A 5,630-nucleotide genomic window follows, 5' to 3' on the forward strand; every position below is an offset into this window, starting at 1 on the left:
TGGGCGGTCGACCGGTCCGGGTGCCGGCTGCCTCCGCGTCGGCGGCGTCCGCGGCGCTCGCCCGGCTGCCGTACGTTCCGTCGGCACTCGAGTGGCTGCACAGCGTGCGCACATCGGTGGTCATGGACACCACAAAGGCGAAGGCGCAACTGGAATGGCGGCCCATCCACTCGTCGGCGGAGACGTTGGCCGGGCTGGCCGCGGCGCTATGAGCTGATGGTCGGCGTCACACCCCGAGGGAATGCTGATCCTCGCCGCCGAGCACGAGCAGCCCGCGTTGGTCGATGACCCGCCGCGCCACGTCAGCCAGTTTGATGTTGAGATGCTGGGAGTGGCGACGCAGCATGGTGAACGCCTCGTCCTCGGAATATCCGTGCAGCATCATCAACATTCCGAGGGCCTTGCCGATCTCGCGGTTGCTGGCCAGCCCGCGTCGCATGGTGGCGGCGTCTTCGCCGTGGGCAATGGCGTTGATGGTCACGCTGGCGAACGCGGCCAACACGATGGCCTGCCCGGCGGACTCCTTGGTGAAGGCGTTGGCGGTGTCGCTGAACAGGTTGAGCGCACCCGACTTGCGTTGATTGACCAACAGCCGAAAACCCATTACACCGCGCACCGGAGTGTCTTCGATCAAGAGCGCGGCCAACTGCGGCCACTGACAATTCGTGGTGATGTCCGGATCGATCTGAGGAGTCTCCTCCTCGATCGCGTCAACGCACGGGCCATCGCCGGTGGTGCGCTCGTAGTCGTCGACACGCTGGGCGATCCGGTCGGAGGCGGCCACCGTCACATACTTGCCGTCCCGACGAACGAGCAGGCTCGCGTGGTGACAGCCGGAGACGACCAACGTCGCGGCGATGCAGATCGCGGCATAGACCTCGGTGGGATCACACCCTTGGTAGACGATCTCAGCCAGCGCAGCGAACACCGTCGCGGGATCAGCAGACCCGGAGGTCGATACTGAGCCGCCGTTGTTCGCGTCGTTCGCCACGGCATCCCTCGCTTCAGGCGTTTCGGGCTGCGATGGCTCGCGACCCGACGGCCTATCGGCCCACTATCGTCACCAATACGGTTGCCGTCAACGTGCGCCGACTCTGGCGGCGGTTCAGAATGGGAAGCGCTTCTTCTCCACGGTCATCTCCTCGGCGCTCATCAGCCCTGAGTCGGCGAGCTTGGCGAGCAGCGACTGCGCGCGTGCGGCAAGTTCCTGCAGTTCAGCCGCGATTTCGCTGACGGGTGCGCCCTGTGGCCGCTGCGGCGCCGTGGGGTTTTCGCGGCTCCTTGCCCGGATGCGCTGATCCCCGCGCCCTAGGGAAGCGCTGCTGCCGACTGCGCCCCCGGCCGCTCCGGCCAGGCCCATGCCACTGAACAGGTTGCCGGAACTACCAGCAATCAGCTCGGGAGCGGCGTCGGCCCCGGCGAGTGGCAGCGAATAGGCGACATTACGGAATGCCGGCGCCGCCGACGCCCATCCCGATGGCACCGAAAGCTTGCCGATCGTCGTTGAATCGCCTAAGCCGGCGGCCATCGGTGGCGGCGGCGCCGCCGGCGGCGCATCGAAACCGTTTGGGCCGCCCAGGATCCATTGTGGCAGCATCGCGCCTCCCGGCCCGTCGCCGGTGAACGGCCCTTTGCCCTGGGCGTAATCGCGGTCGGCGTTAATCCGCAGACCTCGATACGTCGTTCCTACCGAGGTGAACGAGGCCGTCGCGCTCGTCGTCGACGCGGTGGCACTGGTAGTCGCTATAGGGATGTCGAGAGCCGTCAAGGGAATGACGATCAGTGTCAGGGCCGTCAGCAGCCCGGTCAGATCTGGGGTTGCAGCGGGAGCCGCTGCCGCCGCCGGTGCCGCTGCGAGCCCCTGCAGCGCTTGGGGGACCGCCGACATCAACTGCGGTCCGGTGGACACGACGGTCTGCGAAGATGTCCCGGCGGTTTGCGCAACCGTGGCGGCTTGGCCGGCCGCATTGGTAGTCGGCGGCGGCGGGCTGAACGGCGTCAACGTCGACGCTGCCGCCGACGAACCGGCGTAGCCGTACATTGCGGCGGCATCCTGACCCCACATCTCGGCGTAGTCGGCCTCGGTGGCCGCGATCGCCGGGGTGTTCTGACCCAGAATGTTCGTCGCGACCAGTGTCATCAACAGGCTGCGGTTGGCGGTGACAACCGGCGGCGGCACCGTCATGGCAAACGCCGTCTCATAGGCAGTTGCTGCCGCCCTGGCCTGGGTGGCGGCTTGCTCAGCTTGCGCCGCAGTCGTGTTCATCCACTCCACATAGGGTGCGGCCGCTGCCGCCATAGATGCTGACGCGGGACCCAGCCACGTCCCGCCGGTGAGGCCGGAGATCTCCGACCCATAGGAGGCTGCCGTGGAGTGCAGCTCGCCGGCCAGCCCGTCCCAGGCCGCCGCAGCGGCCAGCATAGGCCCCGACCCGGCGCCCGCATACATTCTGCCGGAGTTGATCTCCGGCGTCAGCATCCCGAAATCCATTGTCGTATACCCTCTATCCGGCTGCGGCCGCGTTGGCGGCTTCAGTGGCCGCGTACGACGCCGCACTCGTTCCCAGCGTCCCGACGAATAGTTGATGGACCGCCTCTGCTTGGGCGCTGATCGCCTGGTACATCTGGGCATGGATGGCGAATTGCGCCGCGGTCAACGCCGATACCTCGTCAGCGGCGGCAGGTAGCACACCGGTGGTCGGTGCCGCGGCCGCCGCATTCTCGGAACCCATTGACGCGCCGATGCTCTGCAAGTTGCCGGCGGCGGCCGTCAGCGCTTCCGGTTGGGTGGTGACAAAAGACATGGATCTTCCTTTCGATAGGTGTAGAGCCTGTGGATGGTTCGAATAGAACGATGGTCGCGTCGGCGGGGCTCTGCATCTTCGTTCGCGAGGAGGGTCGAAGATGCTGCGGCTCAAACACTTCTGATAAGCGGTTTGTCTCGTCGCGGCGGATGCGACGGGCCGAGCCGACATGCCGTGCCCTGAGTAATCAAGTGCAGCAACCGTATTGAAACGGCGGTGGAGCCTCAGGCACTGGCGGCCACGGATAGCACAACTGCAGGTGCTTCTGCGGCGAGTGCAAGGCGGGCACGGTGGCTGAGGCACTGGTGGCTCACCCCCGGCCTTCTACCCCGACTCGCGCACGGGTAGAAGCTATCAGCCAAATCGACGGTTAAAGGCGAGCCTCATCGCCTGAACGCGATGTTAACGGCCGCTGAACGGTTAGCGCAACGCGTTGGATGTAACCATTGGCGAAACGCTGGGCGGTGCGCAATGCGGGAAGGTGGTGCGGCTCCTAATCCCTGCCGTCCTTGTGCATTGAGTTCTAACTGGGGATAACTCGCCGTTCGACCCGGTCTGACCGGCGAGCTACCCATAGCCGTGTCGGCCCGGCCGCGCAAGGTGGCGGCATGACGACGTTGACGCGAGGCGAATTGGGTGCGCTCGGTGAGCAAGTGGCTACCGATCACCTGACCGGGCTGGGCTTGAGAATCCTCAGTCGCAACTGGCGCTGCCGGTACGGCGAACTGGACGTGGTCGCCGCCGACCCAGCCACCAACACAGTCGTATTCGTCGAGGTGAAGACCCGGACCGGGGACGGATTCGGTGGACTCGCCCAGGCGGTCACCGGTCAGAAAGTGCGCCGGCTGCGTCGGCTCGCCGCGATGTGGCTGGCCGCTCAGGACGGCAGTTGGGCCGGTGTGCGGATCGACGTGATCGGGGTGCGCCTGGGCCGGTGCCGCACCCCCGAGATCGTCCATGTGCAGGCAGTCGGCTGATGGCGCTGGGGCGTGCGTTCTCGGTCGCCGTGCGCGGCCTGGACGGCCAGATCGTGGAGATCGAAGCCGACATCACCTCCGGCCTCCCTGGTGTGCATCTGGTCGGTCTGCCCGACGCCGCGTTGCAGGAGTCACGCGACCGCGTCCGCGCGGCGATCACCAACTGCAACAACCGCTGGCCGATGTCACGTCTGACGCTGGCGCTTTCCCCGGCGACACTGCCGAAAGTGGGTTCCGTCTACGACCTGGCCTTGGCTGCTGCAGTGTTGTCCGCGCAGCGGAGAACCCCGTGGCGGCAGCTGGAAAGCGTCGTGCTGTTGGGCGAGTTGGCGCTCGACGGACGGGTCCGGCCGGTGCGCGGTGTGCTGCCGGCTGTGCTGGCGGCCAAGGACGGCGGATGGTCGGCCGTGGTCGTGCCGGTGAAGAACCTGCCCGAAGCCGGCCTGGTCGACGGCATCGCGATCTGGGGTGTGCGCACCCTCACTCAGTTGCAGGGCTGGCTCTGCGGCTCGGCACAACTGGACGAGCCGGACACCGCAGTGACACCCGTCGCCGAGCCGTCGGCGGATCTGGCCGACGTGGTGGGTCAGGCGCAAGCCCGGTTCGCGGTCGAGGTCGCCGCCGCAGGCGCCCACCATCTGATGTTGACCGGGCCGCCTGGCGTCGGCAAAACGATGCTCGCGCAACGCCTTCCCGGGCTACTGCCACCGCTGGCGGACAGCGAAGCGTTGGAGGTGACCGCCATACATTCGGTCGCCGGTTTGCTGTCGGAGTCCACGCCGTTGATCACCATGCCGCCGTTCGTGGCACCCCATCACAGCTCCAGCGTCGCCGCGCTGGTGGGCGGCGGCTCCGGGATGGCGCGGCCGGGTGCGGTGAGCCGGGCGCACCGGGGAGTGCTGTTCCTCGACGAATGCGCCGAGATCGGCGTCAGCGCGCTGGAAGCGTTACGAACGCCGCTGGAGGACGGCGAGATTCGCCTGGCGCGTCGTGATGGGGTGGCACGTTATCCGGCGCGCTTCCAGTTGGTGCTGGCCGCCAACCCGTGCCCGTGCGCACCGGCCGACCCGCGCGACTGCATCTGCAAGCCGATGGCCAAACGCAGATACCTCGGTCGGCTGTCGGGACCGCTGCTCGACCGCGTCGACCTACGGGTGCAGATGCATCCGGTGCGGCTCAGTGCTTTCGCTGCTGCCGAGGCGGAGTCGACGGCTGAGGTGCGCAACAGGGTGGCTCAAGCCCGAGACGCCGCCACACAGCGTTGGCGTCCGCACGGATGCCGGACCAACGCCGAGGTCAGCGGCACGTTGTTGCGGCGGAAGTTTCGGCCGGGCAGCGCGGCGATGGAGCCGCTGCGCACCGCACTCGACCGGGGCCTGCTGAGCATTCGCGGCGTCGACCGCTCGCTGCGGGTCGCGTGGACGCTGTGCGATCTGGCCGGTCGCACGTCGCCGGGTCGCGACGAGGTCACTTCGGCATTGAGCTTCCGGCAGATGGGCCCGGGCCGGTGAACGTCGTCGCGCAGCGAGCGTGGGCCTACCTGTCGAGGGTGGTCGAACCGCCGTGCGCCGAATTGGCCGCGCTGGTGCAGCAGGTTGGGCCGGTGGACGCCGCCGAACTGGTTCGACGTGGCCGGGTCAACGACACGCTGGCGCGTCACACCGGCGCCAGACGTGAAATCGACTGTGCAGCGCGGGACCTCGACCTACTGGCCCGTCGCGGCGGCAGGTTGGTCACGCCCGACGACGACGAGTGGCCGATGCTCGCGTTCACCGGGTTCAGCAGTGTCGCCGCCGCGGGGAAGCCGCAGGGCCGACCGCCGATGGTGTTGTGGGCGCTGGGGCCGGCG

At 67.7% G+C, this 5,630-nt stretch carries 5 protein-coding genes, 2 pseudogenes and 1 riboswitch; of the genes and pseudogenes, 4 read left to right on the plus strand and 3 right to left on the minus strand.

The features are described from left to right. Window positions 1–212 (plus strand): annotated as a pseudogene (locus tag WA317_RS08860) (epimerase); the annotation flags it as partial. A gap of 14 nt (window positions 213–226) precedes the next feature. Here the strand turns inward: WA317_RS08860 and WA317_RS08865 are convergent. The 3 genes from WA317_RS08865 to WA317_RS08875 form a co-directional block, all read right to left on the minus strand. Continuing rightward, on the minus strand, window positions 227–991 hold the full coding sequence (locus WA317_RS08865; protein WP_425172676.1) for a GAF and ANTAR domain-containing protein: 765 nt from the start codon (window positions 989–991) through the stop codon (window positions 227–229). 114 nt (window positions 992–1,105) lie between these two features. Then, a complete protein-coding gene (locus tag WA317_RS08870; protein WP_425172677.1) occupies window positions 1,106–2,491 on the minus strand; it encodes a PPE family protein in 1,386 nt (461 codons plus the stop codon). Between the two features lie 13 nt (window positions 2,492–2,504). Beyond that, window positions 2,505–2,804, minus strand: a complete 300-nt coding sequence (locus WA317_RS08875; protein ID WP_425172678.1) for a PE family protein — start codon at window positions 2,802–2,804, stop codon at window positions 2,505–2,507. Window positions 2,805–3,142: 338 nt separating this feature from the next. After that, window positions 3,143–3,204: riboswitch (Fluoride riboswitch) on the minus strand. 208 nt (window positions 3,205–3,412) lie between these two features. Here WA317_RS08875 and WA317_RS08880 point away from each other — a divergent pair. From WA317_RS08880 to WA317_RS08890, 3 genes and pseudogenes are all read left to right on the plus strand, one after another. After that, window positions 3,413–3,781: a YraN family protein gene (locus WA317_RS08880; protein WP_425172679.1), complete on the plus strand. Its 369-nt coding sequence runs from the start codon at window positions 3,413–3,415 to the stop codon at window positions 3,779–3,781. Beyond that, window positions 3,781–5,292 carry a YifB family Mg chelatase-like AAA ATPase gene (locus WA317_RS08885; protein ID WP_425172680.1) on the plus strand — a complete coding sequence of 504 codons (1,512 nt, stop codon included), beginning with the start codon at window positions 3,781–3,783 and terminating at the stop codon, window positions 5,290–5,292. The genes WA317_RS08880 and WA317_RS08885 overlap by 1 nt, the downstream gene beginning before the upstream one ends. Beyond that, window positions 5,289–5,630, plus strand: a pseudogene (locus WA317_RS08890) (DNA-processing protein DprA); the annotation flags it as partial. The gene WA317_RS08885 and the pseudogene WA317_RS08890, both read left to right, overlap by 4 nt.

The organism is Mycobacterium sp. (genome assembly GCF_049802695.1).
GTDB lineage: Bacteria > Actinomycetota > Actinomycetes > Mycobacteriales > Mycobacteriaceae > Mycobacterium.

Coding starts and splice junctions, on each gene's coding strand:
- WA317_RS08875 (WP_425172678.1), bottom strand. CDS start 2,804: ATGTCTTTTGTCACCACCCAACCGGAAGCGCTGACGGCCGCCGCCGGC.
- WA317_RS08880 (WP_425172679.1), top strand. CDS start 3,413: ATGACGACGTTGACGCGAGGCGAATTGGGTGCGCTCGGTGAGCAAGTG.
- WA317_RS08885 (WP_425172680.1), top strand. CDS start 3,781: ATGGCGCTGGGGCGTGCGTTCTCGGTCGCCGTGCGCGGCCTGGACGGC.
- WA317_RS08870 (WP_425172677.1), bottom strand. CDS start 2,491: ATGGATTTCGGGATGCTGACGCCGGAGATCAACTCCGGCAGAATGTAT.